The organism is Halanaerobium saccharolyticum subsp. saccharolyticum DSM 6643 (assembly GCF_000350165.1).
Lineage (GTDB): Bacteria > Bacillota > Halanaerobiia > Halanaerobiales > Halanaerobiaceae > Halanaerobium > Halanaerobium saccharolyticum.
Map to the genome: position 1 here is coordinate 200,306 of NZ_CAUI01000021.1, position 25,546 is coordinate 225,851.

The window sequence follows — 25,546 nt, forward strand, 5'->3', positions numbered from 1 at the left end:
TAATATTTAATATTATTAGAGTCAAATTTAAATTTTGAGGAGGTAGAATTGTGGAGGATAAAATTTTAACTAAATACAAAATATTAACAGAGTTTTTAGCTGAAGTTATGGGTGAACATTGTGAGGTTGTGCTTCATGATGTTGAAGATTTTGAGAATTCAATTGTTGCTATTGAAAATAATCATATTAGCGGTAGAAAAATTGGAGATTCTTTAACTGATTTAGCTTTAAATGTGTTAAAAGATGAAGAAAATCTTGAATGTGATTATTTATCTAATTATAATGGCAAAACACATGATGGTAAGGAACTTAGATCATCAACTTATTTTATTAGAGATGAGAAGGAAAAGGTTATTGCCATGTTATGTATAAATATTGATTTGAGCAGATATATTGAAGCTAGAGATCTTTTAAATACTATGATCGGGAAAAGAAATGATATTGAAGAAAATAATACTGACAAAAATTTTGCTGAGAATTTCACTTCTTCTATTGAAGAATTAATTGATTCAATGATTGAAAATTCGATTGGTAGCAAATCAATTCCACCAAGCAGAATGACTGCTGAAGAAAAAAAAGAAATTACTAAAAAGCTAGATAAAAGAGGAGTCTTTTTGTTAAAGAATTCAGTTTCTAAAGTTGCAAAAAAACTCCAGACTTCAGAAGCAACAGTTTATAGATATTTAAATCATTAATATATTAATAATTAAGAGGATAAAAACAGTCTTGTAAAATTAGATTACAGATTGTTTTTATCCTCTTTTTGATATCGATAATTTTTATAAACGGTTTATAATTCCTCCGACATCTTCGAAAACATAATTAAAGTATTTTTGATTATCGTTTAAATCTTTTAGATCTTCTCGCTTAGTTTCGCCGCTTAAGACTAAAATGCCGGTGATGCCTGCCTCATGAGCCATTTTCATATCAGTATATAAACGATCTCCTACCATAGCTAATTCGGATTTTTTTAAATTAAATCTTTTTAAAATAAATTCTACAGTAAGTTTAGAAGGTTTACCAACAATTAGAGGCCTCATGCCTGTAGAGGCGGCTAGTAATTCTATCATTGAACCTGTATCCGGTTGTGTTTTTCCACCTCGTAAGGGGCAGACTAAATCTGGATGAGTTGCGATATACTTTACACCTGATAATATTAATTGATGTGCATCCCACAGTTTTTGATAGGTTAAAGTTTTATCAAATCCTAAAACTACATAATCAACTTTCTCTGGCTTTTCTCTAATCTTTTTTTCCTTGTTTATAATCTGATGTCCAAAACGTTCCATTTCTTTTTTTAGAGAATCTGTTCCCAAAAGATAAATTCTTTTTCCTTTTTTTCGACCTTGAGCTGCCAGGTAAGCAGCAGTAGTTTCTCCAGAATTAATTATTTTTTCTGGAGGAAGATTAATATTCATTTTTGAAAGTTTTTGCTGATAATCATTTCTGTTTTTAGAAGAATTATTAGTCAACAATATGTAATCTTTATTTGTTTTTTCAAGTTTTGCTAAAAAATCAAGTGTTTTTGAAAGTATTTTATCTTCAAGATAAATGGTGCCATCCATATCTAATATAAAAAAGTTTATTTCTTTTAAATCACTCATCGGCTTCTCCCTTCAATTGCTTCAACTATTTAACTATATTTATAGGTATAATTATTTTACAGTAAATTAGCGCTATAATTATGAGAAGAGAGCCCAACTAAAAAGTTAAGGCTCTCTTTTTGAGCTTATAACATTTATCTTTTAAATATTATTGATAATTCTAATTACCAAATAGCTCTGTATAATCTTCCAGTACACTATCAGCCTGATCATCAGCTTTGTCTAAAGCTTCCTCAGCTGAAGAAACTCCTGTAAATGCTTCTTCTACAGCTGTATCAACAATATCTCTAATTTCTACAAAGTTACCTAAGAGCACACCATTAGCTGCTGGTGATTGAACTCCACTTAAAACCTGTAGGAAAGCAGTTAGGTAGTTAGGATTGTCACTGAACCAGCGATTATCCATTAAAGTTTTAACAGCTGCATTTGTAGCAGGAAAATATCCTGTATCTTTATGCCACTGAATTGTTACATCGGTTGAACTCAGATATTTAAAGAATTCTACTACTGCTTCATATTCTGCATCACTGTGTCCCTGCATTACCCAGAGTGATGCTCCACCAATAACTGAGTTACCAATACCCTGTCCTTCAAAACGAGGCAAGAAAGTGGTGCCAACTTCAAAATCAGCAGATTCTATAATAGAACTTAGAGAAGAAGTTGATTGAATTAACATTGCAACTTCACCGGCTAAGAAGTCTTGATTAGCTGAATATTCTCGTCCACCATAAGCAATCACATCTTTTTCTACTAAATCTGTCCAGGTTCCTAGTACCATTTTAGCAAAGTCACGATCAAGGTAAACTTCACTTGCTCGACCACTTCTGCCATTATCATTATTGGCATAAGGTTGGTTATGATAAGCATGCATTTGTTCTAAGATCCAGGCTGGCCAACCAAATGATAAACCGTGATTAGCTGCGTCATTCTCAATTATTTGCAGACCCATTTCTTCAATATCAGCCCAGGTTCCAGGGACAGTTTCTATACCGGCTTCTGCAAATGCATCTTTGTTATAATAAAGCATAGCAGTTGAAGAGTTAAAAGGCATAGAATATAATTTACCATCAACACTGTAGTAATTTAAAATAGGCTGAATAACACTGCCAAAGTCAATTTTACCTTCGGCTATTTCGTAAACAGGCACAATTGCTTCACTATCTAACATAGTTTGAGTACCTACTTCATAAACCTGAATAATGTGGGGTGGATTACCTGACCGTACAGCAGAAATCCCCTGTGTTAAAGTTTCTGCATAACTACCTGTAAATTGAGCTGTTACATTAATATCATCATGCTCTGCATTAAATCCATCAACAATTCTTTCTACTGCAGCAGTACGACCACCACTCATGGCATGCCAAAATTCCAATTCTATTGTCTGAGCAGAAACCATAGCTGCACTAAAAGTAAAGAGAGTGACTAAGGTTAAAATAATAATAGATTTTTTAAACATAAATTTTCTTCATTTATTTGAATAAATGAAGATTACACCTCCTTTTTTTGATGAAAAATGAAAATGACATAGACAAGATAATTTTGAGATAATCATTCAACTTCTCAAATTGAACTTTTTTAATCTCACCCCCAATTAAATATTAATCTTTTGATTTCAGCTCAGCATATCCCTCCTTTAATATAGATCATAAATTATATCTATCTTTATTTATCTTGCTGCATGGCAAATCCTTCAACCAGACTTTTCTGCAGAGTCAAATAAACTAATAATGGTGGTATAACACCAATGATTAAAGCTGCCATGATTACGTTCCACTCTGGTTGAGCATCTGAAGGAATTAACATTTTTAAACCGATTTGAACTACACGTACATTGGCACTATTTGTTGTTACCAGCGGCCATAAATATTGGTTCCAAACCCAGATAAATTCTATTGTAAATAGAGCAACAATATTACTTTTAGAAAGTGGAATTAAAATAGACCAGAGAAATCTCAAAGGTGTAATCCCATCCATTAGACTTGCTTCTAAAAGTGATTCTGGTATTGTCATATAAAATTGTTTGAATAAAAGCACCCCTGTAGCGCTGGCGAAAAAAGGAATTGTCAGTGCATAATAGGTATCGAGCCAGCCTAAATTGTCCATTAATTGATAAGTAGGAACAATTCTAATTGGCAGTGGCAGCATATGAGTAATTAAAATCATAATAAAAAGTATGTTTTTGCCCGGGAAATCACCAAAATAGACAAAGGCAAAAGCAGCACAAATGGAAAGAACAATTTTCCCAACTGCTGTAACTATAGAAATAAATGCACTGTTAAAGAGAAGTTTGTCCATATTTGAACGCTGCCAGGCTGCTTTGTAATTATTAATCATATTATTTCCAAGCTGTATTTTTGGTGGGGAAGAATAGACTTCATTTACATTAAGCGTGCTGACCATAAAAGCATACAGTATTGGAAATGAGACTAAAAGTACAGAAATGATTAAAAATATATGAATAAAAATTGTGGTTGATTTTTTGCGCTTCATTTCGAATTCGCTCCTTTACTGATAGAATACTTTTTCGCCAGCATATTTAAATTGAATAATTGTTATAATTGCAACAAAGACAAAGAGGATAATTGATTGAGCAGATGCATAACCAGTTCTCATACTTAAAAAGGCGTCTCTAAATAATTTATAGGTTACTATATCTGTAGCGCGAGCTGGACCTCCTTGAGTTAAAACATCTACAACTCCAAAGGTTAAAAAGAAGACCTGAAGAGTGTTCATGATCAGCAGAAAAAATGTTATCGGTGAAATTAAAGGAAATGTAATGCGCCAAAATTTTGTAAAAGGGCTTGCACCATCAATATCTGCAGCTTCTAATAAAGTTGGAGAAACATTTTGTAAAGCAGCAATGAAAAAAATGAAATTATAGCCAAGCATTCTCCAGCTGGAAGCAATAATTATTAAGATAAAGGCTGCTGTACCATTGTTAATCCAATTGAAATCAATGGTAGTCAATACTTTAAGATAATAAGACATCAGCCCAACATTGGGGTGCATTAAAACTCCCCAGATGATACCGGAAAAAGCGAAAGAAAAAGCAAAAGGCCAAATTAAAAGACTTTTATAAATTTTTGCACCTCTAATTTTCTTATTTGTAACTACTGCAAGCACTAAAGCAGAGGCAATAGAAATAAAAACTGTAATTGCTGTAAAAACAAGCGAGCGAGTCAAACTATTCCAATAGGCAGGTGAAGTTAACAGTCGGTGAAAATTTTGAAAACCCACATACATTTGTCTGTTACCAAAAGGAGTAGAGCGGAAAAAACTTAAATAAAGTGATTGGACTGAAGGATAAATTAAAAAAGTTGTAACAATAATGATCGATGGAGTAATTAAAAGGTAAGCCAAATATCTATATTTTTTAGCAAACTTGCTGTTCAATCTGATTACCTCCTATAATTATAATATTTTTAATTTTTCAAATAGAGTTATAATAATCTTACATTTTTATATTTCTCTATGGAAAAGAAAAGACCTGCTTAAAATATGGTAAAAAAATAAATTATTTTCACATATTAGTAGATATAATTTGCAGCTTCACCAAAAAAGTTGTATTATATAATTGAATTATTAAAGTCAGATAAAGTAAAGTTTTATAAAAGGAAGTGAATATTATGAAGACAAAAATTATTGGACACCGTGGTGGTGTGGCTGGATATCCAGAAAATACTTTGGCTGCCTTTAAAAAAGCAGTTGAATTGGGAGCAGATGGGGTAGAATTTGATGTGCAGTTAACAAAAGATGGAGAAATTGTAGTCATTCACGATGAGTTTATTGACAGGACAATGGATGGTAGTGGTTTGGTCAAAGATCATACCTTTGCAGAATTAAGAGACATGAGCGTGGGTGAATTTTTTAGTAGTGAGTTTAAAAATCAAAAAATACCTACTTTAAGAGAGGTTCTAGAAATAGTTAAGGATATGGAGATTATAAATATAGAATTAAAAAATCATCTTTCTTACCCGAATTTGGAAACAAAAGTATTAAAGCTTGTAGATGAGTTTAAAATTCGAGATAAGGTTATTATTTCTTCTTTTAACCATTACAGTTTAGAAAAAATTAAAAAAATACAACCTGCAATTAAGACTGGAGCTCTTTTGATGGCTAAAATTATTAATCCTGCTGATTATGCTTTTAAGCGTGGATTTGATGCTTTACATATGCATTTTTTAACAATTGATCAAAAGACAATCGAAAAGGCTCATTTTATGGGGATGAAAATTTGTGCATACACTGTTAATTACTCAGAATCAGTTGTAGATTTACTGGAAAAAGGAGTCGATATGATCATAACAGATAATATTGAGATGATTCAAAAATTAAGAAAAAATGCCAAAAATATTTAATTAAGTTTTAATTTATATAGTTTGAATTTTTGCTCAATAAATAGTATAATTAACTTACAGGGAGTTGGCTTTAAGGAAACTAATATAGATTAGGACAAAATATTTAGTTTAGATAGTGCTGTCAGTTGTTTTAGGCTAAAAATTATAAAGAGGTGAGCCAAATGTTAAGAAAACTACATTCCCTTAAATCGTTTGTAGTAAATGGTAAAAATGGTAAATTGGGTAAAGTTGATGATTTTTATTTTGATCAAAATCAGTTTGTAGTTCGTTATTTAGTTATTGATACTGGAAACTGGCTAGAACATGAACAGACTCTAATTTCAACTCATGCTATTGACAATGTTGATTTTGACAATAGTGAAATCCATGTTAATTTATCCTCAGAACAGCTTGAAGATTCACCAAGTATAGAACAAAACGAGCCTATCTCAAAAGCAAAAGAAAAAGCACTTATTGAATATTTTGGTTGGCCTGACTATTGGAAAAAAACTCATTCAAGTGACAGTGAGCTTATTCATGCAGGAATAACAGAACGGAAGAAGTTGCTTGATTTTAAAACCATTAAGAAAGAAGAAAAAGCCAAGCAAAAAGCAGATATAGTTGCAACTAATTTAAGAAGTTTAGAAGAAGTTAGAGGTTATAAAATCCACGCGAAAGATGATAAATTTGGTCATCTAGAAGATCTTTTTGTTGAGGAAGAAGACAGCTGGATCATAAGATACCTCTTAATTGACACTAGAAATATTATGGAAGGTAAATCTGTTTTAATTGCTCCAGACTGGATTGAAAGTATTAGCTGGTTTGATCAAGAAATTTTTGTTAATAAAGACAAAAAAGAAATCGAAGATTCACCAGAATACAAAGAACCAAAAGAAGCAAAAGATTTCATCGATAAGAATTATGAAGAATTACTTTATGATCATTATGATGAAAAGAAATATTGGGAATAAAATAGTATTATAAGGGCCCTTAGTTGGGCTCTTTTTTTTTGTCTTTAGTTTTAATATAAATTAAATAAGGCTTTAAATTAGTAATGATTATTGATATAATAATATAGTATAACTAAACATATATTCACTTTAATAAAAATGTCTCAAATTTTACTGATATTTTTATTAAAACAGGGTATAATAATTTTAACTTTGAAAAATTATCGGATATTAATTTTCAAAAATAATAATTTGATTTAAATAATATGGAGGGGATAGTTTGTGAAGGATGGACAGTTTAATTTAAAGGCCCCTTTTGAGCCAAAAGGTGATCAGCCTGAGGCTATAGACAATCTGGCTGCAGGAATAAGAAAAGGATATAGCCATCAGACATTGCTTGGAGCAACAGGTACAGGTAAGACTTTCACAATGGCTAAACTGGTGGAAGAAGTTAATAAGCCAACTCTGGTTATAGCCCATAATAAGACTCTGGCAGCTCAGCTTACCAGTGAATTTAAGGAGTTTTTTCCTGATAATGCAGTAGAATATTTTGTTAGTTATTATGATTATTATCAGCCGGAAGCTTATGTACCTCAAACAGATACTTATATAGAAAAAGATGCTTCTGTCAATGATGAAATTGAAAAACTTAGACTTTCTGCTACGACTTCTCTCTTTGAAAGACGAGATGTATTAATCGTAGCTAGTGTGTCCTGTATTTATGGTCTAGGTTCTCCAGATGACTATTTGAATTTATCACTGGATCTTGAAGTTGGCAAAATTATGGATAGGAAAGAGATTACCAGAAGCCTGACTTTTATGCAGTACAGCCGCAATGATATGGATACTTCTCGTGGACATTTTAGAGTTAAGGGAGATGTAATTGATATTTTTCCTGCTTATAGAGATGTTGCAATTAGAGTGGAACTCTTTGGAGATGAAATTGAGCGGGTTACTCGAATTAATACTGTGACAGGTGAAGTTGAAGCTGAGATAGATGAAATGACAATTTATCCGGCCAGCCACTTTGTTACTCCAAAAGATAAGGTTGAGCGAGCAATCAAAACGATTTCAGCTGAGCTGGAAGAACGTTTGAAAGAACTACGAGCAGAAAATAGACTGGTTGAAGCACAGCGATTGGAACAGCGAACCCGCTATGATTTAGAAATGCTGGAGCAGATGGGTTTTTGTTCTGGGATTGAGAACTATGCCCGTCATTTAGCAGGGCGTGAGCCTGGCTCCAGGCCGATGGCACTTTTAGATTATTTTCCAGATGATTTTATGGTAATAATTGATGAATCTCATATGACAGTCCCACAGATTGGAGGAATGTTCGCTGGAGATCGCTCTCGCAAAGAGAAGTTGGTAGAGTATGGATTTAGACTTCCATCTGCTCTTGATAACAGGCCTCTTAATTTTGAAGAGTTTCAGCAGGTAGTACCACAGGCTGTTTATGTATCCGCAACTCCAGGTCCTTATGAGAGAGAACACAGCCAGCAAATTGTTGAGCAGATAATCCGCCCAACTGGTCTTGTCGATCCGGAAATCGATGTGCGACCTACTAATGGTCAGATTGATGATCTGCTGGAAGAGATACGCCAAGTTGTTGGCGATGGAGAAAGAGTTCTGGTTACAACTTTAACTAAAAAAATGTCAGAGGATTTAACTGAATATCTGGCTGAAGCTGGAATTAGAGTTCGTTATCTTCACTCAGACATTGATACAATTGAGCGTTCAGAAATCATTCGTGATCTTCGTCTGGGAGAATTTGATGTACTTGTTGGGATTAATCTTTTACGAGAGGGACTTGATTTACCTGAGGTTTCCAGGGTGGCAATCTTAGATGCCGATAAAGAAGGCTTTCTTCGTTCACAGCGGGCATTGATTCAGACTATTGGCCGTGCGGCTAGGAATGTTGGTGGTAAAGTAATTATGTATGCTGATAAAATTACTAATTCCATGAAAACCGCTATTGATGAAACTGAAAGAAGAAGAGAAATACAGATTCAGCATAATAAAGATAATAATATTACTCCAGAAACAATTATTAAACCTGTAAGAGATGTTGTAAAACCAGTCGATATGGTGGTTTCTGAAGATAAGAGTCGTTATTATGACAAGAGTCAAAACAATGAAGATCCTGATGATAATAGTCAAAATTATGATGATATGACTCGCAAAGAAATACAACATTTAATTATAGATTTAGAAGCTGAAATGGAAGATGCAGCAGGTGATTTAGAATTTGAAGTTGCTGCTCAGATTAGAGATGAAATTGAAGAATTGGAAGAGAAATTAGAAAAAATGTAATAGAGCACCGGACATTTATAATAAATTTAAAAGGAATAACTATTCAAATACAGTTGATTTTTAACAAGAGTCCGGGATCAATAATATAAAAGAGGTGGATTTTTAAAATGGGATTAGAACGTTTAATAGTTAAGGGTGCTGAAGAGCACAATTTAAAAAAAATAGATTTAGATATACCACGGGATAAATTAATTGTGATAACAGGTTTGAGTGGTTCAGGTAAATCTTCATTAGCCTTTGATACAATTTATGCAGAAGGCCAGCGTCGATATGTGGAATCACTATCTGCTTATGCGCGTCAATTTTTGGGTCAGATGGAAAAACCAAAGGTAGAATATATAGAAGGACTATCACCTGCAATTTCAATTGATCAGAAAACAACAAGCCGTAATCCACGCTCAACTGTAGGTACAGTAACTGAAATCCATGATTATTTGCGGTTACTTTATGCCAGAGTTGGAATTCCTCACTGCCCTATCTGTGGTAAGGAAATTAAATCTCAAACAGTAGATGAAATAGTTGATCAGGTTCTGGAATTACCAGAACGAACCAAAATACAGGTTCTGGCACCTATTGTGCGCGGTCGCAAGGGAGAACATGAGCGTGCTTTTCTGCAAGCTCAGAGAGATGGATTTGTTAGAGCAAGAGTTGATGGAGAAACAATTCTCCTGGAGGATGCAGAAAAATTAGATAAGAATTTTAAGCATGATATAGAAATTATAGTTGATCGATTGGTAGTTAAATCAGGAATCAGAGAACGTCTGGCTGATTCTGTTGAAACTGCTTTAGAATATGCAGATGGATTAGTTATGATTGACGAAATAGAAGGTGAACTGACAACTTACAGTGAAAAATTTGCTTGTCCAGAGCATAATATAAGTCTTGAAGAAATGTCTCCAAGGATGTTTTCCTTTAATTCACCTTATGGAGCCTGTGAAAATTGTGATGGTTTGGGGGTTAAAAAAGAATTTGATCCTGATTTAATTTTAGATAAAGAAAAATCAATTGATGATGGGGGAATTATTCCCTGGGCCAGTTCTTCAAGCCGTTATTACCCTGCTCTTTTAAAAGCAATGGCTGAAGAATATGATTTTAGTTTAGAAACAAAAATCAAAAATTTAGATGACAAAATATTAAACAAGTTGATTTATGGTGATGATCATAAAATTACCTTTCCTTATACTAACCGTTATGGTAGAACCAGAGATCACACAACAAGATTTAAAGGAATTACAGGTTATTTAAAAGAAAGAATGGAAAAATCTGATAGTACAAGTGCTCATAGAAAGCTAGAAAGGTATATGAATGAAATTCCCTGTCAAGTTTGTCATGGACAGCGTTTAAAACCGGAGGTGCTTGCAGTAACAGTTGGAGGAATTTCTATTGCTGAGTTTAGTTCATATACAATAAAAGAGGCGCATGAGTTTTTGAAAGGCGTAGAACTTGATGATCGTCGAGCTCAAATTGGTAAAGAGATTTTAAAAGAAATTAGGGAAAGATTAAGATTTCTACTGGATGTTGGACTTGATTATTTAAGTCTTGAACGTTCAGCTGGTACTCTTTCTGGTGGTGAAGCACAGCGGATAAGGTTGGCAACTCAGATTGGATCTGGTTTGATGGGAGTATTATATATTTTAGATGAACCCAGTATTGGTCTGCACCAGAGGGATAATAACCGTTTAATTAGCACTTTAAAGCATATCAGAGATTTAGGGAACACTGTTATTGTAGTTGAACATGACGAAGAAACAATAAGAGCTGCAGACTACATCATTGATATGGGACCTGGTGCTGGTAAACACGGAGGAGAAATTGTTGCTGAAGGTTCTTTAAAGGATATTTTAGCTGAAGAGCGATCACTTACCGGACAGTATTTATCAGGAAAAAAGAAGATTCATGTACCTGAAGATCGATATCAAACTGGCGAAAAGTGGCTCAGTATTAAAGGGGCCAGGCAGCATAATTTAAAAAATATAGATGTTAATTTTCCTCTGGGTACCTTTACTTGTGTTACAGGAGTTTCTGGTTCAGGTAAAAGTACTTTAATTAATAATACTCTTAAGAGAAAAATGATGCGGGAACTTCATGATTCAACTCTGCATCCAGGTGAGCATGATGAGGTAGAAGGAATGGACCAGATTGACAAAGTGATAAATATTGACCAGTCACCAATTGGTAGAACTCCTCGTTCTAATGCTGTAACTTATACAAAAGTTTTTAATTATATTAGAGATGTTTTTGCAAGTACTCCTGAAGCCAAGCAGCGCGGCTATGAAATTGGACGCTTTAGTTTTAATGTTAAAGGAGGTCGCTGTGAAGCCTGCAAAGGTCAGGGGATTGAAGAAATCGAAATGCATTTTTTACCTGATGTCTATGTTCCCTGTGATGTCTGTGATGGTAAGCGCTATAATCGTGAAACCCTAGAAATAAAATATAAAGGCAAAACAATTGCAGATGTGCTTGAGATGACTGTAGAAGAGGCAGTAGAATTTTTTGAAAATATTGAACCAATTCGCCGCCGCCTGCAGACACTGTATGATGTGGGGCTTGGTTATATAAGACTAGGTCAGCCAGCTACTACTTTTTCTGGTGGTGAAGCACAGAGAATTAAAATTTCCAAAGAGCTAGGTAAAAGAAGTACAGGGGAGACTCTTTATTTATTAGATGAGCCAACAACTGGACTCCATTTTGCTGATATCAAAAAATTACTAGAAGTTTTACATCGTTTACGTGAAGATGGTAATACAGTGATTGTTATTGAACACAATCTCGATGTAATTAAATCAGCTGATTATATTATTGATTTAGGGCCAGAAGGTGGAGAAAAAGGTGGAGATGTTGTTGCCACAGGTACTCCAGAAGAGGTAGCTCAAAATAAGAATTCATATACAGCTAAATTTTTAAAAGAAGTGCTGTAGTGAATAAATTGATATATTGGTACCGGGTACAGAATAAATATTTCACATTTGCTTTTAATTGTTTGTGGATTTGTGATATAATTTTATACAACAAATCCAATAAATGGAAGGTGAATGACTATGGCTCGAAAAAAGAGAGTTTGGTATCCGGGGGCAGTTTATCATATTGTCAGTAGAGGCAATCGCAAATGTCATCTATTTCAAGACAGAAGAGATTACAGTTTTTATCTTGATATTTTAAGAAAAGTTAAAGACAATTGCGGTTTTTCTCTACTTTCCTATTGTTTAATGACTAATCATATTCATCTACAGATCAAGACTGAAGAAGTTGAAATTTGGAAATTAATGCACCGGATTAATCTTTTTTACGCAAAATATTTTAACTATAAATATGATTTAGTGGGGCATCTTTTTCAAGGCAGATATTTTTCTAAATTAATTGAAGATAACTTGTATAATTTGGGAGTTAGCCGCTATATTCATTTAAATCCAGTTACAGCTTCAATAGTGAGTAGAGCTGAATTATATAGTAAAAGTAGTTATACTGTTTATCTAGGAATCAAAGAGAACAGCCTTGTTAATGAAAAGATAATTTTATCTTATTTTGACAATAATAGATATCTATATAGAAAGTATGTTGAATTAGAAGAAATTAATAAAAAATTGGACCGAGATATTAAGTTGGAATGTGAGTTGTGAAAAAAATATTTATAACCAGGTACCAATAAATAAAAGGATGATACAAATGACAGATAATGAATATAGTAAAAAACATATTGAAGCCCAGTTGAAGGAGCTTCCCCGCCAGCCCGGGGTTTATCTGATGAAAGATGAAACGGGAATGATTATTTATGTAGGGAAGGCTAAATCTCTCCGCAGCCGGGTTCGTTCTTATTTTCGCAAAAATGATCAGACTTATAAAACCAGAATGCTGGTTAAATATATAGATGATTTTGATTATATAATGACTGATACAGAAGTGGAAGCTTATATCTTAGAGGCTAATTTAATTAAAAAACATCAGCCTAAATTTAATATTCGGCTTAAAGATGATAAGACATATCCTTTTATTAAAGTAACTAAAAATGTTGATTTTCCAAGAGTTTTTAAAACTAGGATAGTAAAAAATGATGGAGCAGAATATTTTGGTCCATTTGCTGATGTGGATGCAATTTATAAGACTTTAGATGTAATTAAGGATATTTTTAAACTCAGAAGCTGCAAAAAAGAATTAAAAGCAGATCAACCGGAAGAGCGTCCTTGTTTAAATTTTCATATAGACAAGTGTCTGGGTCCTTGTATTGGAGCAGTTGGTAAGGAAGATTATCATGAATTAATCGATCAGGTCTGTCTGTTTTTATCCGGACGTCAAAAAGAATTGAAACAGCAGGTTGAAGAAAAAATGAAGGAAGCGGCAGCTGAAAGAAATTTTGAAAAGGCAGCCCGTTTTCGAGATGCACTGCAGGCTTTTGAGAAGTTAAGTGAAAGCCAAAAAGTAATGACTGATAAAAATATTGATCAAGATGTAGTTGCTTTGGTTCAAAGTGAAGAGGATACTGCTTGTGCCCAGATGCTGCTTGTAAGAAATGGTCGGTTGATTGGTCAGGAATATTTTATTTTGCAGGGAACAGAAGAAGAAAGTAAGGCAGAAACGATGGCTTCATTTTTGCAGCAGTATTATGAACAGGCTGCTGGAATTCCGGATGAACTTTTGTTAAATACAGAAATTAATTATCAAGATTTGCTGGCCGAACGCCTTGCAGATATTAAAGGAAAAAAAGTGAGTATTCAGTATCCTCAAAAAGGTGATAAAAAGAAGATGCTGCAGATGGCTGAGCGTAATGCTGAGCAAAATCTTAAAAAGGAAGATATACGCAGCAAATATGAAGAAAAAAGAACTTCAGGTGCAGTAGAAAAACTTGGAGAAATTTTGGGGATGAAAAATGATCCTTATCATATTGAAGGCTTTGATATATCTAATATTCAGGGTACAGATTCAGTAGCTTCAATGGTAGTTTTTAAAAATGGTCGCCCTTCTAAGCAGGATTATCGTCGTTTTAAAATTAAAACTGTAGAAGGCCCAGATGATTTTTCCAGTATGAAAGAAGTTGTCGAAAGAAGATATGCTAGATTATTGCGGGAAGATAAGAAATTACCGGATTTGATATTAATAGACGGGGGTAAAGGGCAGCTAAGTGCTGCTTATGAAATTTTAGAGTTATTAGGAATAGAAGATCTTCCGATTATAGGACTGGCTAAACGAGAAGAAGAAATTTTTAAACCTGGAGAGAGTAAGCCTATAACTTTACCACATCACACTCCAACTCTGCAGCTGCTGCAGCGGGTGAGAGATGAAGCGCATCGTTTTGCAGTTAGCTATCACCGCAAGTTAAGATCACGTAGATTAACTCATTCAATGTTAGATGAGATTCCGGGAGTAGGAGAGACCAGACGGAATGCTCTGCTGCAGCATTTTGGTTCTCTGGCTAAAATTAGAGAAGCTAAGATCTGGCAGTTAAAAGAAGTAGATGGTATAAGTGGAAAAACGGCCCGCAAAATTTATGATTATTTAAGAGATAATATGAGAGCTTATTAAAAAAAATTAAAATTTTTGCAGGAGATTTGATCTCAGTCTTGAAGTTGTAATATAGAGCATCTGATATATCACAGAAAATATTAGGAAGTGTTATTATGGTTATTAATAAACAAAGCTTGACAGATCAGGTATATACAATGATCAAAGAACAGATTTTAAATAGAGAATTAGAACTTGGTGAACAGCTTAATACTAGAAAAATAGCTGAGGAGAATGGTATTTCTCTGATGCCTGTAAGAGATGCATTGCGCCGACTGGCAAATGAAGAACTTGTAGAAAACAAGCCACGTGTAGGATTTTTTGTCAAGAATTTTTCTGAAGCAGAGATTAATAATATTTTAGAAGTTAGAAAGATGCATGAATTATACTGTCTTGATAATTATTTTGATCAAATAGATAAAAAAGAGTTAGCTAAACTTAAGGAAAAATTTAAAAATGGCAACCAGAAATATTTTAGTAATTATGATACTCAGCTGCATAAAGAGGTTATTTTTGCCTCAAATAATGATTATTTGATTGACAGTTATTTAAAGATGATTAATCATTATACTATGCTTTTTAGTTATTTAAATTATAAGAGATCTGAAACATCTAGACAGGAACATATAAGGTTAATAGATTGCATTCTGGAAGGAAATAAAGAAAAGGCCCGCAGTATTTTATTCAGGCACCTAGATCAAGTTCAAATTTCAGAGGACGCTGAAATTAAAAAAAGAACTTAAAAAATTGAAAAAGATTGTAAATTAAAGGTGTAATTTACAGTTAAATATTATAATAATAAAAATAAAAAGAAAATTACAATTTAATTGGCATTACTTATAAATAATGTAGTTAAGTCTTTATTTAAAATAAAAAAATTTTATTTAATCTGATATATCACATATCAAATAAAGAATATTTGATGTCAAAAAAGCTAATAAGATAATAAAGTTTGATTATAATTTTAAAAATTTAATTTGGTTTATCTTTTAGGGCGGAGCTGATAGTTTTGAAAATTACTAAGTTAGAATTATTTAAAGTTCCATAACTCTGGCTTTTTCTTAAAATATCAACTAATTAGGAAATTTTCAGCTGGGAGAACCTGAAGTTGAAAGTAAGACTGATAATGGGGGATGGGTATATCAAGATAAATATTCCCTAAAAAAAACATCTTTCAGATATTAAATCATAAGATTAAAGGAGGAATATTTTGAATAGAAAATGGTGGAAAGAAGCAGTTGTTTATCAAATTTATCCAAGGAGTTTTAATGATAGTAACGATGATGGAATTGGGGACTTAAGGGGTATAATAGAAAAAATTGATTATATAGAAGACTTAGGTGTAGATGTTATTTGGTTAACTCCAATAAATGAATCACCAAATTATGATAATGGTTATGATATAAGTGATTATAAAAAAATAATGAAAGAATTTGGAACTTTAAATGATTTTAAAAGTTTATTAAAAGAAGCTAAAAAAAGAGATATTAAGATTATAATAGATTTGGTTATGAATCATACATCTCATAAACATATCTGGTTTCAAAATTCTAAAAAAGAATTGAATAAAAAAAATGATTACTATATTTGGAAAAAACAAAAACCTAATAATTGGAAATCGTTTTTTTCTGGTCCAGCCTGGGAATATGATGAAGAACGTGATGAATATTATTTACATTTATATTCTAAAGAACAGCCTGATTTGAATTGGGAGAATGAAGATGTAAAGAACGAATTCAAAAAAATAATTAATTGGTGGATAGATCTAGGAGTTTCTGGATTTAGATTAGATGCTATTCATCATTTGGGAAAAAGTCAAGAATTTACAGATATAAATATTAATGATTTTGATGATGAAAGCCAGCTTTTTGCAGCTCCAGAATATACTCATAGAAAAAAAGTTCATGAATTATTAAATGAATTTAATGAAGAATTATTTACTCCTAATAATCTTATGACTGTTGGAGAAATAGGTTATGCTGATTTAGATACAGCCTATAATTATACATGTGAAGAAAATAAAGAAGTTAATATGGTAGTTCAGTTTGATCATTTAAAACTTCCTGACTTTAAAGGACATAACCTTGATAATTTTAAAAAAATTCAACAGAATTGGTATGATAAATTATTTAAAAATGCTTGGATTGCTCAATATCTAGAAAATCATGATCAACCGCGTTCAATTACAAAATATGGAGATGCAAATTTCAGAAGAGAATCAGGAACTTTATTAGCTACAATGTTATTAACATTACCTGGGACTCCATTTATTTATCAGGGGCAAGAGATTGGAATGACAAATGTAGACTTTGATTCTATAGAGGACTATGATGATATAAAAACTATTAATAAATACTGGGACTTAATTGAAACTGGTTATTCTGAAGAAGATTTTTTCCAAAAATTGAAGTATAAAAGTAGAGATAATGCACGTACACCTATGCAGTGGACAGCTGAAAAGTATGCCGGCTTTAGTAATACCAAACCTTGGCTTAAAATTAATCCTAATTATAAAAAGATAAATGTTAAATCAGCTCAGAATGATGAGAATTCTATATTAGAAACATATAAAAAATTAATTAATTTAAGAAAAAAATATAGTAATTGTTTAGTTTATGGATCATATAAAGAAATAAGTTCTGGAAATAATAAATATATATATTTGAGAAAGTCCAAGACAACTAAAATGAAAATAATATTGAATTTTTCAGATTCTGAAATAGAATTAGATCAAAATATATCTGAAGATTATAAATTAGTTTTTAATAATTATAATAATCAAGTTGATCATTTGTGCCCTTATGAAGCACAAATTTTAATAAAAAAAATTTAAGGAAAGGGGGATAGTTATTAAGTGTTTTTGAGTATAGTATGAACATATTAACTTAAAATATAGGAGGATTAAAAAATGAAAAGATTAATTAAAATTTCACTTTTCTCATTATTGATTATTTCACTATTTTCAATACCTTTATTAGCTCAGGACCAAGAGATTGTAACTATAGCTGTTGGTGGTAATTCAGTTGATTCAGCTAAAGAACTTGCCAATATGTATATGGAGAAAAATCCTGAAACTAATGTAGAGATATTAGAAACTCCTTCATCATCCACTGAAAGACTAGATTTATATCTACAGTTTTTTGAGGCGAAAAGTTCTGAGGTGGATGTTTATACTGTTGATGTTGTTTGGCCAGGAATATTAGCTGATCATTTAATAGACTTTAATGATTATGGTGCTGAAAAAATTGTTGATAAACATTTTGATGCCATAGTAGAAAATAATACGTTAGATGGTCGACTGATAGCAATGCCCTGGTATACTGATGGAGGATTATTATATTACAGAACAGATTTATTAGAAGAATATGGTTATGATGCTCCTCCGAAAACTTGGGATAAATTGGAAGAGATGGCTGCAACTATTCAAGCTGGAGAAAGAGAAAAAGGTAATCAAGATTTCTGGGGATTCTTATGGCAAGGAAATGCTTATGAAGGTTTAACTTGTGATGCTTTAGAATGGGTTGCATCACATAATGGTGGTCAAATTGTAAATAGTAATAAAGAAATTACTATTTATAATGATCAGGCAATTAAGGCTATTGATAGGGCTGCTTCTTGGGTTGGAGAGATTAGTCCTCCTTCCGTAACTGGATTGCAAGAAGAAAGTTCTAGACATATTTGGCAAAATGGTAATGCCGCCTTTATAAGGAATTGGCCATATATATATAGTTTAGGAAATTCTGAAGATAGCGCTATTAAAGGTAAATTTGATGTTTCTCCGCTTCCGGGTGATGAACCAGGAATGTCAGCTTCTACTTTAGGTGGATGGCAGCTTGCAGTAAGTAAATACAGTCAAAATAAAGAGGCTGCAGCTGATGTAGCAATGTTTATGGCATCGGAAAAGGCACAAAAATATCGTGCAATTGAAGAGTCATACAATCCAACTATTAAATCATTATATGAAGATGAAGAAGTTTTAGCAGCAAGGCCCTTTTTTGAAGACTTATATGGAGTATTTATGAATGCAGTTCCAAGACCTTCAACTGTGACTGCTCCTAATTATAATGAAGTATCTACAAGTTTCTTTCAGTCAGTACATTCTGTTTTGAATGGAGAACAGGAAGCAGCAGAAGCATTAGGAAATTTACAATATGAAATTCAAGATATTACTGGATTTGAAATTAAATAGATGACAGATATTATCTTAGTTTTCCCTGATTTCAGGGAAAACTAAGATTAATTTTAGGAGGTTTAAAATGTCTCAAATTACTAACAATTTATTTAAAAAAGAACAAAGTTTAGCTTATAAAATGCTAATTCCAACAATATTAATTTTATTAATTGTGGCGGTTTATCCTTTAGGTCAAGTAGTTTATACAAGTTTTACTAATAGAGTATTTGCTGGGGTTGAAGAAACAGAATTTGTTGGTTTGGATAATTATACTTCTTTATTTTCTTTAACTATAAAAGAAATGCCTGAAGATACATATGCATTTGAAGTTCTTCCAAGAGAACCAAAGCGGTATAAAGAATTAAAAACATTCTCGCTTTTGAATAAACAATATGTTATAGGTTCTATTCATCCAGATTTTATCGAATCAATTATAAACACTATTATTTTCACTTTTTTTGCTGTTTTTTTGGAAACGCTATTTGGATTTATAATTGCTTTAGTAGTTAATAGTAAATTTATTGGGAGAGGAGTTATGAGGGCAATAATGTTGTTGCCATGGGCAGTAATAACTGTTGTCTCAGCAAGAATATGGGAGTGGATATTATTTCCGAGTAGAATTGGATTTTTAAATATGTTTTTAAGTAAGTTAGGAATCGGAAACGGACAGATTTCTTTTTTGACTGAAAGTAGTTTGCAACTTCCTTCCTTAATTATGGTTGATGTATGGAAAACAACTCCATTTATGGCATTACTAATTCTAGCTGGTTTACAATTGATTCCAAATGAATTGTATGAAGCATCTCGAGTAGATGGGGCTGGAAAAGTAAAACAGTTTTTTTCTATAACACTTCCGTTATTAAAACCTTCATTAGCGGTGGCTTTAATATTTAGAACTCTAGCTTCACTAAGAGTTTTTGGTTTATTTCAGGTTTTAGTTGGACAGCAAAAATATTCAATGGCTAGTTATAATTATTATCAATTAATTGGTAATAGAGCTATGGGATTAGCCTCAGCAATAAGTGTAGTAATCTTTATAATAATTTTCATCTTTGCTGTAATGTATATGAAAACCTTGGGGGTAGAAAACGAATGATTAAAAATCTAGATAAGATTATTCAAAACATATTATTTGTTGCTGTTTTATTAATTATTGTAGTGTATTTGGTATTTCCATTTTATTGGGCAGTTAACTCATCTTTGAAAACAGAATCTCAATTACAGATGTCACCAACTACAATTGTTCCTAAAAATACTGAGAATAATTCAGTTGATTTGTCATTTAAAAATTATATTAATATTTTTCGAAATGATCAATTTTTGAGAGGTATGATTAATAGTACAATTGTAGCTATAAGCACAACAGTTTTATCTTTATTATCAGGTTCTTTTTCGGCATTTGCTCTTGGTAAATTAAGATTTAAAGGAAAAAAAATAACTTTATATACTATATTGGCTATGACTATGTTTCCACAGGTAACAGTATTATCTGGTTTATATGCAGTAATAAACACATTAAATATTGATGCTATACCAAGTATGATACTATCATATATGATATTTACTTTACCGTTTACAACCTGGGTGATGACGTCATTTTTTAGAGAATTGCCAAAAGAATTAATGCAATCAGCTCAAGTAGATGGAGCTACTCCCTTTCAAACATTTTATATGATTTTGCTACCTTTAACTGCTCCTGCTTTAGTTACTACAGGATTGCTGGCATTTATTCAAGCTTGGAATGAATATCTATTTGCTTTAACCTTTACTTCCATTGATCCTGCAGCAAGAACTATACCTGTTGCAATAGCTTTATTTTCAGGGGAAGTTACAAGACAAATACCTTATGGAGAAATAATGGCTGCTGCTGTCGTCGTAACTATTCCGATAGTATTACTTGTTTTTATTTTTCAAAAGAAAATAGTTGCTGGTCTAACTGCTGGTGCAATTAAAGGTTAAGGAGGACAAAATGAATAAAAATAGAAAATGGTGGAAAGAAGCTGTAGTATATCAAATATATCCTCGTAGTTTTAAGGATAGTAATAATGATGGAATTGGAGATTTAAATGGTATAACTGAAAAGTTAGATTATCTTAAAAATTTAGGAATAGATGTTATTTGGTTAAGTCCAATTTATCAATCACCTAATGATGATAATGGATATGATATTTCTAATTATTATAGTATTATGGAAGAATTTGGTACAATGGATGATTTTAATAATTTGTTAGAAAAAATACATAAAAAAAACATGAAATTAATTATGGATTTAGTAATTAACCATACATCAGATGAACATCCCTGGTTTAAGGAATCATCTAAAAGTAAAAACAATAAATATTCAGATTATTACATTTGGAGAGATCCAGTAGATGGAGAACCTCCAAACAATTGGGAATCAAGATTTAGCGGATCTGCTTGGACGTATTGTGAATCAAGAGGTCAGTATTATTTACATTTATTCTCCAAAAAACAGCCTGATCTTAATTGGAAAAACGAAAAAGTGAAAACCGATATCTTTAAAATGGTAGATTGGTGGTTAAATAAAGGGATTGATGGTTTTAGAATGGATGTGATTAATTTTATAGCAAAAGAACAAGGCCTTCCTGATAGTAAAAGACCAGATAGTCCAGAAAAATGGAGTAGTTTACCCAAAAGTCATAAGATATTAAATGAATTAAAAAATGAAGTGATAAGTAAATATGATGTAATGACAGTTGGAGAAACTCCATTTGTAACTCCTGAAGATGGTCATAAATATGTTAATGAAAATAGAAATGAATTGGATATGATATTTCATTTTGAACATGTTAATTTAGACAATTATGATGGTAAAAATTTTTTAAAGTTTAAAGATATTCAATCTAAATGGTATAAAGTACAGGAACAAGGTGGATGGTTAAGCCAATATTTTGCTAATCATGATCAACCCCGTCCAATTTCCAAATTTTTCAATGATGAAGAATATCGCGAAGAATCAGCACAACTAATTGCAATGATGTTGTTAACACTTCCTGGCACACCATATATTTATCAGGGGGAAGAAATAGGAATGATAAATGTGGGGTTTAATTCTATTGAGGAGTATAATGATATTAGAACCATCAATAAGTATTATGATATGCTGAATAAAAATTTGGCTGAGGAAGACTTTTTTGATAAATTAAAGGAAAAAAGCAGAGATAATGCACGGACACCAATGCAGTGGTCAGATCAAACACATGCTGGGTTTACTAATGGAGAACCATGGTTAAAAGTTAATTCCAATTACAAAATTATTAATGTAAAACGCAGTATAAATAATCCAAATTCTGTATGCAATTTTTATAAAGAATTAATTTATTTTAGAAAAAATAATAAGGATCTAATATATAGTGATTACAAAGATTTACTTAAAAAAGATAAAGAGGTGTACTATTTCAAGAGAAGCTCTAATAAAAATGTTTATTATATAATATTGAATTTTACTGGGAATTTAATTGATTTAAGGAAAAAGAAGATAAAGTTAGATCTAAATAAATTAGAATTATGCAATTATAATAATTATGATTGTAAAAAGTTGCAGCCTTATGAAGCTCGATTGTATATCTCTAAAACATAGTTATAAATAGGAGTTGTTTATATGCTTAGAAGTCAAAAAATAAGAAAACAAGGTGCAGAAATTGATGCACTACGGATGGGAATGGACTGGAAAGCAGAAGATCTAGATAAAATGCAGATTGTAATAGCCAATACTTATGGTAATGGTCATCCGGGAAGTTTTCATTTGGATAAATATGTTTCATTGTTAAAAAATGAATTAAAAGATATCGATGTAATGGGGAGCAGAATGACAACCTCAGATATTTGTGATGGGATTGCTCAGGGTCATGATGGAATGAATTATTCTCTGGTTTCTAGAGAAATGATAGCCAACATGGTTGAAATTCAGGCAATGGCAGCTCCTTATGATGGAATAGCACTATTTTCCAGCTGTGATAAATCTGTGCCTGCACATCTAATGTCAATTATGCGCCTTGATCTACCTGCAGTTCATATTCCAGGAGGATCAATGGCACCAGGTCCGGATGGTTTAACCCTGGAAATGATAGGAACCTATTCTGCAAAACTGCAGCGGGGTGAGATTACAGAAGATAAATTTAAAGAATATCAACATTCAGCCTGTCCCAGTTGTGGAGCCTGTCAGTTTATGGGGACAGCATCTACAATGCAGCTGATGGCGGAAGCACTCGGTTTAGCTTTACCGGGAGCAGCTTTAATTCCTTCAACCAGTCCAGCTCTGGCAGAGATGACAAAAGAAGCAGGCCATTATTTAGTAGATTTAGTCAAAAAAGGACTTAAACCTTCTGATATTATTACACGCAAATCATTTGAAAATGCAATGATGATTCATGCAGCAATCGGTGGCTCTACCAATGCTCTTTTACATATTCCAGCAATTGCACATGAGTTTGGAATTGAAATTGAGCTGGATGAGTTTGACGAGATACACCGCAAGATTCCTTTTATTGCCAATATTAAAACCAGTGGCAAGTATCCAACCCATTATTTTTGGTATGCAGGTGGACTGCCGGCAGTAATGAAGGAGCTTAAGGATTATCTTCACATAGATCAGCTGACTATCACCGGTAAGACTCTAGGAGAAAATCTGGCTGAACTAGAAAGTTACAGCTATTTAGAATACATGTCATCTGAGGCTCCAGCCAATTTACCGGATGATGTAATTTTTCCGGCTGCTGAGCCAATTAATGATGAGGGTTCTCTAGCAGTGCTCAAGGGGAATCTGGCACCAATGGGAGCAGTTGTCAAACATTCTGCTGTTGAGCAGGAAATGCATAAATTTAAAGGAAAGATCAAAGCTTTTGATACAGAAGAGAAGGCTATGGAAGCAGTGCTTTCAGGTGATATAGTTTCCGGTGATGCAGTGATTATTCGTTATGAAGGCCCAAAAGGAAGTGGAATGCCGGAAATGTTTTATACCAGTGAGGCAATAGCTTCTGATGAAGTTTTAAATACTTCTACTGCGCTGATTACAGATGGACGTTATTCAGGGGCTACACGTGGTCCGGCAATCGGTCATGTTTCCCCAGAAGCGATAGATGGTGGGCCAATTGCTCTGATTGAAGATGGAGATTTGATTGAGATTGATATTCCAGAACGCAAATTGAATATTATCGGTATTGCCGGTGAAGAAAAATCGGCAGCAGAAATTGAAGCTGTGCTGTCTCGAAGAAAAGAAAAATGGGTCAAACCAGAATTCAAATTTAATAGTGGAACTCTGGGGCTTTATGTCCGCCATGCTGTTTCGGCTGCTAAAGGTGCTTATATTGGTATGGATTAATCTTAAAATTATGAGTTTAGTAAAGCTTTCTGTAGTACAATTAGTTATATATAAATAATTTTTATATGAGGTGAAAAAATGGCTAAAAAAGTTAAGTTAGATCCCCAGAGAGCATATTTGCAGGCTGCACCGGCCCAGTATGTAAATGAAAAAGGGATTCTCAAAAAAGCTGGGGCCTATGTTAGTGAATGGGGAGAAAGAGTTTTAATCAGTGGAGGTGTGAGAGCACTTAAAGCTGCAGAAAAGGATTTAACTGAATCTTTAGATCAGCACGGTATTTACTGGCAAAAAAATATTTTTAAGGGTGAGGTTTCACAATCAAATATTGATTTGATAAAAGAAGAGGCAGAAAAGATGAAGGCTGATCTAATTATCGGTGTTGGTGGTGGAAAAGCGATTGATACTGCCAAAGCAGCTGCCGAAGATCTGAGACTGCCTGTGTCAGCAGTTCCAACAATTGCAGCCACCTGTGCTGCCGGCTCAGCTTTTGCTGTAGTTTATACTGAAGACGGTCAGTTTGAAAGAGATTATTTTATGACTCAGAACCCTCGTCTGGTAATGGTTGATCCTCAAATTATTGCTGAGGCACCTGCTAAATATTTAAAATCTGGAATTTTAGATTCATTGGCTAAATGGTATGAGGGTCAAGCAGTGGCAAGTGGAATAGATAATACCAGCCTGGAAACAGTTGTAGCTATGAACTTAGCTGAGATTTTATATTATAAGATGAGAAATGAAGCTATTAAGGCTGTTAAGCAGTGTGAAAATAATGAGCTTGGGTTGGAGTTAAAAGAAGTTATTGATTTAAATATCTACCTGACCACAATTATTCAGAGTCTCGGCCAGAACACTTCTCGAGGAGCAGCGGCCCACGCTATCCACAATGGGATGACTGCTTTAGCAGAATCACATGAACTTTTACATGGCCTAAAAGTTGGCTATGGGATTATAGTTCAGCTCTACTTAGAAGAAAAGCCACAGGACTATATAGATGATGTGATAAACTATTTCAATCAGCTTGGTTTGATTCCCTCTTTTAAAGGGCTTGGACTTTCTTTGACAGAGGAAAATATGAAGAAAACAGCATCTAAATCAGTTAATGATACAGTTATGTTAAAAATGCCGATGAAGGTAACCGAAACAATGATTGTTGAGGCAATGAAAAGAGCAGAAGCAAAAGTTAATTATTTTGAATTAAAAGGTGAATAAAAATTAGTCATTTAAAAATAAATATAAAAAAATAACGCTATAAATTTATATAATCTCCTGCTGGTAGATAGATTAAATAACAAAATCTGTCTATCAAAAAGGAGATTTATTTATCTAATAGACTTTAATAA

At 32.8% G+C, this 25,546-nt stretch carries 19 protein-coding genes; 15 read left to right on the forward strand and 4 right to left on the reverse strand.

Features of this window, described 5'->3' with window-relative positions; genetic code table 11:
* Positions 1-50 precede the first annotated feature (50 nt).
* The gene (locus tag HSACCH_RS09395; RefSeq protein ID WP_005489408.1) at positions 51-695 is read left to right on the forward strand and encodes a helix-turn-helix transcriptional regulator; all 645 of its coding nucleotides are present in this window, start codon (positions 51-53) and stop codon (positions 693-695) included.
* An 84-nt stretch (positions 696-779) separates the two neighbouring features.
* Here the strand turns inward: HSACCH_RS09395 and HSACCH_RS09400 are convergent, their stop codons facing one another.
* The 4 genes from HSACCH_RS09400 to HSACCH_RS09415 all read right to left on the reverse strand — a co-directional run bounded on the left by HSACCH_RS09400 (position 780) and on the right by HSACCH_RS09415 (position 4,997).
* The gene (locus HSACCH_RS09400) at positions 780-1,604 is read right to left on the reverse strand and encodes an HAD-IIA family hydrolase (protein WP_005489410.1); all 825 of its coding nucleotides are present in this window, start codon (positions 1,602-1,604) and stop codon (positions 780-782) included.
* Positions 1,605-1,764: 160 nt separating this feature from the next.
* Positions 1,765-3,060, reverse strand: a complete 1,296-nt coding sequence (locus tag HSACCH_RS09405; RefSeq protein WP_005489412.1) for an ABC transporter substrate-binding protein — start codon at positions 3,058-3,060, stop codon at positions 1,765-1,767.
* Positions 3,061-3,266: 206 nt separating this feature from the next.
* Positions 3,267-4,094 carry a carbohydrate ABC transporter permease gene (locus HSACCH_RS09410; protein ID WP_005489413.1) on the reverse strand — a complete coding sequence of 276 codons (828 nt, stop codon included), beginning with the start codon at positions 4,092-4,094 and terminating at the stop codon, positions 3,267-3,269.
* Positions 4,095-4,109: 15 nt separating this feature from the next.
* Positions 4,110-4,997: a carbohydrate ABC transporter permease gene (locus HSACCH_RS09415; protein ID WP_005489414.1), complete on the reverse strand. Its 888-nt coding sequence runs from the start codon at positions 4,995-4,997 to the stop codon at positions 4,110-4,112.
* 233 nt (positions 4,998-5,230) lie between these two features.
* Between HSACCH_RS09415 and HSACCH_RS09420 the strand changes: the two genes are divergently transcribed.
* The 14 genes from HSACCH_RS09420 (at position 5,231) to HSACCH_RS09485 (ending at position 25,415) form a co-directional block, all read left to right on the forward strand.
* Positions 5,231-5,962: a glycerophosphodiester phosphodiesterase gene (locus HSACCH_RS09420; RefSeq protein WP_005489415.1), complete on the forward strand. Its 732-nt coding sequence runs from the start codon at positions 5,231-5,233 to the stop codon at positions 5,960-5,962.
* 161 nt (positions 5,963-6,123) lie between these two features.
* Positions 6,124-6,912 carry a PRC-barrel domain-containing protein gene (locus HSACCH_RS09425; RefSeq protein WP_005489416.1) on the forward strand — a complete coding sequence of 263 codons (789 nt, stop codon included), beginning with the start codon at positions 6,124-6,126 and terminating at the stop codon, positions 6,910-6,912.
* 261 nt (positions 6,913-7,173) lie between these two features.
* Positions 7,174-9,201, forward strand: a complete 2,028-nt coding sequence (uvrB, locus tag HSACCH_RS09430) for an excinuclease ABC subunit UvrB (protein WP_005489417.1) — start codon at positions 7,174-7,176, stop codon at positions 9,199-9,201.
* A gap of 107 nt (positions 9,202-9,308) precedes the next feature.
* On the forward strand, positions 9,309-12,119 hold the full coding sequence (uvrA, locus tag HSACCH_RS09435) for an excinuclease ABC subunit UvrA (protein ID WP_005489418.1): 2,811 nt from the start codon (positions 9,309-9,311) through the stop codon (positions 12,117-12,119).
* A 120-nt stretch (positions 12,120-12,239) separates the two neighbouring features.
* On the forward strand, positions 12,240-12,818 hold the full coding sequence (locus tag HSACCH_RS09440) for a transposase (protein WP_005489419.1): 579 nt from the start codon (positions 12,240-12,242) through the stop codon (positions 12,816-12,818).
* A 46-nt stretch (positions 12,819-12,864) separates the two neighbouring features.
* Complete coding sequence (gene uvrC, locus HSACCH_RS09445) at positions 12,865-14,715, forward strand: excinuclease ABC subunit UvrC (protein WP_005489420.1); 1,851 nt, start codon at positions 12,865-12,867, stop codon at positions 14,713-14,715.
* Positions 14,716-14,810: 95 nt separating this feature from the next.
* Positions 14,811-15,437, forward strand: a complete 627-nt coding sequence (locus HSACCH_RS09450) for a GntR family transcriptional regulator (protein ID WP_005489421.1) — start codon at positions 14,811-14,813, stop codon at positions 15,435-15,437.
* A gap of 467 nt (positions 15,438-15,904) precedes the next feature.
* Positions 15,905-17,527, forward strand: coding sequence for a glycoside hydrolase family 13 protein (locus HSACCH_RS09455; protein ID WP_005489422.1), 1,623 nt, complete (start codon positions 15,905-15,907; stop codon positions 17,525-17,527).
* A gap of 75 nt (positions 17,528-17,602) precedes the next feature.
* Entirely contained in the window at positions 17,603-18,883 is a 1,281-nt protein-coding gene (locus tag HSACCH_RS09460; RefSeq protein ID WP_005489423.1) for an ABC transporter substrate-binding protein, read from the forward strand.
* Between the two features lie 67 nt (positions 18,884-18,950).
* Positions 18,951-19,961 (forward strand): carbohydrate ABC transporter permease, encoded by a 1,011-nt coding sequence (locus HSACCH_RS09465; protein ID WP_005489426.1) that lies wholly within the window; start codon positions 18,951-18,953, stop codon positions 19,959-19,961.
* Positions 19,958-20,824, forward strand: a complete 867-nt coding sequence (locus HSACCH_RS09470) for a carbohydrate ABC transporter permease (protein WP_005489428.1) — start codon at positions 19,958-19,960, stop codon at positions 20,822-20,824. Before HSACCH_RS09465 ends, HSACCH_RS09470 begins: the two co-directional genes overlap by 4 nt.
* A gap of 10 nt (positions 20,825-20,834) precedes the next feature.
* The gene (locus tag HSACCH_RS09475; protein WP_005489431.1) at positions 20,835-22,466 is read left to right on the forward strand and encodes an alpha-glucosidase; all 1,632 of its coding nucleotides are present in this window, start codon (positions 20,835-20,837) and stop codon (positions 22,464-22,466) included.
* Between the two features lie 21 nt (positions 22,467-22,487).
* A complete protein-coding gene (ilvD, locus tag HSACCH_RS09480) occupies positions 22,488-24,206 on the forward strand; it encodes a dihydroxy-acid dehydratase (RefSeq protein WP_005489432.1) in 1,719 nt (572 codons plus the stop codon).
* A gap of 78 nt (positions 24,207-24,284) precedes the next feature.
* Positions 24,285-25,415 (forward strand): iron-containing alcohol dehydrogenase family protein, encoded by a 1,131-nt coding sequence (locus HSACCH_RS09485; RefSeq protein ID WP_005489433.1) that lies wholly within the window; start codon positions 24,285-24,287, stop codon positions 25,413-25,415.
* Positions 25,416-25,546: the final 131 nt, after the last annotated feature.

Excerpts from the sequence above, each read along its gene's own strand:
- HSACCH_RS09400 (WP_005489410.1), bottom strand. The coding sequence starts at position 1,604 with ATGAGTGATTTAAAAGAAATAAACTTTTTTATATTAGATATGGATGGC.
- HSACCH_RS09405 (WP_005489412.1), bottom strand. The coding sequence starts at position 3,060 with ATGTTTAAAAAATCTATTATTATTTTAACCTTAGTCACTCTCTTTACT.
- HSACCH_RS09410 (WP_005489413.1), bottom strand. The coding sequence starts at position 4,094 with ATGAAGCGCAAAAAATCAACCACAATTTTTATTCATATATTTTTAATC.
- HSACCH_RS09420 (WP_005489415.1), top strand. The coding sequence starts at position 5,231 with ATGAAGACAAAAATTATTGGACACCGTGGTGGTGTGGCTGGATATCCA.
- HSACCH_RS09425 (WP_005489416.1), top strand. The coding sequence starts at position 6,124 with ATGTTAAGAAAACTACATTCCCTTAAATCGTTTGTAGTAAATGGTAAA.
- uvrA (WP_005489418.1), top strand. The coding sequence starts at position 9,309 with ATGGGATTAGAACGTTTAATAGTTAAGGGTGCTGAAGAGCACAATTTA.
- HSACCH_RS09440 (WP_005489419.1), top strand. The coding sequence starts at position 12,240 with ATGGCTCGAAAAAAGAGAGTTTGGTATCCGGGGGCAGTTTATCATATT.
- uvrC (WP_005489420.1), top strand. The coding sequence starts at position 12,865 with ATGACAGATAATGAATATAGTAAAAAACATATTGAAGCCCAGTTGAAG.
- HSACCH_RS09450 (WP_005489421.1), top strand. The coding sequence starts at position 14,811 with ATGGTTATTAATAAACAAAGCTTGACAGATCAGGTATATACAATGATC.
- HSACCH_RS09460 (WP_005489423.1), top strand. The coding sequence starts at position 17,603 with ATGAAAAGATTAATTAAAATTTCACTTTTCTCATTATTGATTATTTCA.
- HSACCH_RS09465 (WP_005489426.1), top strand. The coding sequence starts at position 18,951 with ATGTCTCAAATTACTAACAATTTATTTAAAAAAGAACAAAGTTTAGCT.
- HSACCH_RS09470 (WP_005489428.1), top strand. The coding sequence starts at position 19,958 with ATGATTAAAAATCTAGATAAGATTATTCAAAACATATTATTTGTTGCT.
- HSACCH_RS09475 (WP_005489431.1), top strand. The coding sequence starts at position 20,835 with ATGAATAAAAATAGAAAATGGTGGAAAGAAGCTGTAGTATATCAAATA.
- ilvD (WP_005489432.1), top strand. The coding sequence starts at position 22,488 with ATGCTTAGAAGTCAAAAAATAAGAAAACAAGGTGCAGAAATTGATGCA.
- HSACCH_RS09485 (WP_005489433.1), top strand. The coding sequence starts at position 24,285 with ATGGCTAAAAAAGTTAAGTTAGATCCCCAGAGAGCATATTTGCAGGCT.